Below are 1558 nucleotides of genomic sequence, written 5' to 3'. Positions count from 1 at the left end.
GTCGGCGTCCTGCTGTGGCAGTGGAGCCGGCACGGACTGCCGGCCCGCGCCCGCGTCGCGCTCGAGGCGGCGACGATCTACTTCTGGGCCGTCGTGCTGATCGGCCTCCTCTTCAACTATCTCGCGGCGAGCTTCCTCGGCTGGTTCTCCTGAGCCCGGAAACCGGAACCTGACCTTGCGCGTTCGCCTCCTGACGGGGGACGTCGCAGCGAAGCAGGAGACGGACCCTTGCGCGAACATCAGCCCCCTCAATGGCTCATCGCCCTTCTCGGCGCCTTCTTCTGGGCGGTGGCGCTCGCCGCGCTCACCTTCTGGATCGTGTCGCTGGCATGGACGAACGGGCCAGCGGGCCTGATCCGCAATCTCGGACCTTCGCCCGTGAGCCTCCTGACGGCGCTGCACGCGCCCGCGGGGATCGCGGGGCTTCTGCTCTGGCACTGGCGGCGCCCGCAGATGCCGCCCCGCCGGCGCGTCCTGCACGAGACCGCGACCGTCTACTTCGGCGCCGCCGTCGCGGTGGGGATGGTCGGCAATTTCGCGGCGATGGTGGTCCTCGACATGTCGTGAGCCGAGGCAAGAAACGCAGACGCGCCGCGCGGGATTGCCCGGCGGCGCGTCTGGGGTGAGAGGCTGGACAGCGACCCAAGCGGGGCTCGTTGTGGCTGCTTCCTTCCGGACCTGACCAGGTTGGCGAGGCGCCTGCCCGCGCCAACCTCTCACGCCCGAGATAGGAAATCCCCTGCGCCGGCGCAACCCCGGCATGTTACGCTGGTTGCCGAGGAGCGATACCGCAAAGGAGGACGGCCATGCGACTGAGAGGCGTGCGGCAGAGCCGCAACGTTGAGGACCGCCGCGGACGGCGCGCGGGCGGCGCCGCGGGGCTCGGCGGAGCGGGCCTGCTCGTCGTGCTCGCCATCGCCTATTTCACCGGGATCGACGTGACGCCGCTCCTGCAGGAGCAGCCCGGAACGCAGCGGGGCGGACCTGTCGAGCTGTCCGCCGGGGAGGAAGAGGCCGGCGTCTTCGCCGCGCAGGTCCTCGCCACGACCGAGGATGTCTGGACCGAGATCTTCGCCGAGGAGTTCGGAATGGCCTACGAGCCGCCGCAGCTCGTCCTCTTTTCCGAGGTCACGCAGTCCGGATGCGGCGGCGCGTCGGGGTCCTCGGGGCCCTTCTACTGCCCCGCGGACGAGCGCGCCTATCTCGACACCGCCTTCTTCGCCTTCATGGCCGAGCGTCTCGGCGCGCGTGGCGATTTCGCCGCCGCCTACGTCATCGCCCACGAGGTCGCACACCATGTCCAGCACGAACTCGGCATCCTCGGCCAGGCCAACCAGGCGCGGGCGGCCATGTCGCAAGCCGATTCGAACCGCGTCTCGGTCATGATCGAGCTCCAGGCCGACTGCCTCTCGGGCGTCTGGGCGAGCCGTCTGGACGGCATCCTCGAGCCCGGCGACATCGAGGAGGCGATCGGCACCGCCGAGGTCATCGGCGACGACTATCTCCAGGCCCGCGCGGGCCGGCAGCCGAACCCGCACGGCTTCACCCACGGCACGTC

General features: G+C 70.3%; 2 protein-coding genes and 1 other RNA gene. 2 read left to right on the top strand and 1 reads right to left on the bottom strand.

Features of this window, described 5'->3' with window-relative positions:
- The first annotated feature begins 228 nt into the window (after positions 1 to 228).
- Positions 229 to 567, top strand: coding sequence for a hypothetical protein (locus tag ACTS11_RS18210; protein ID WP_442641707.1), 339 nt, complete (start codon positions 229 to 231; stop codon positions 565 to 567).
- A gap of 54 nt (positions 568 to 621) precedes the next feature.
- Here the strand turns inward: ACTS11_RS18210 and ffs are convergent.
- Positions 622 to 718, bottom strand: an RNA gene (gene ffs / locus ACTS11_RS18205) — signal recognition particle sRNA small type.
- A gap of 88 nt (positions 719 to 806) precedes the next feature.
- On the opposite strand from ffs, the gene ypfJ reads away from it, so the two are divergent.
- A partial coding sequence (ypfJ, locus tag ACTS11_RS18200) for a KPN_02809 family neutral zinc metallopeptidase (protein ID WP_442641706.1) occupies positions 807 to 1558 on the top strand: 752 nt, incomplete at its 3' end.

Origin of the sequence: Roseicyclus sp., assembly GCF_052168335.1 — a bacterium.
Classification (GTDB): domain Bacteria; phylum Pseudomonadota; class Alphaproteobacteria; order Rhodobacterales; family Rhodobacteraceae; genus Roseibacterium.
The sequence above is the reverse complement of the archived record's forward strand: the minus strand, read 5'-3'. Positions and strand labels throughout refer to the sequence as shown.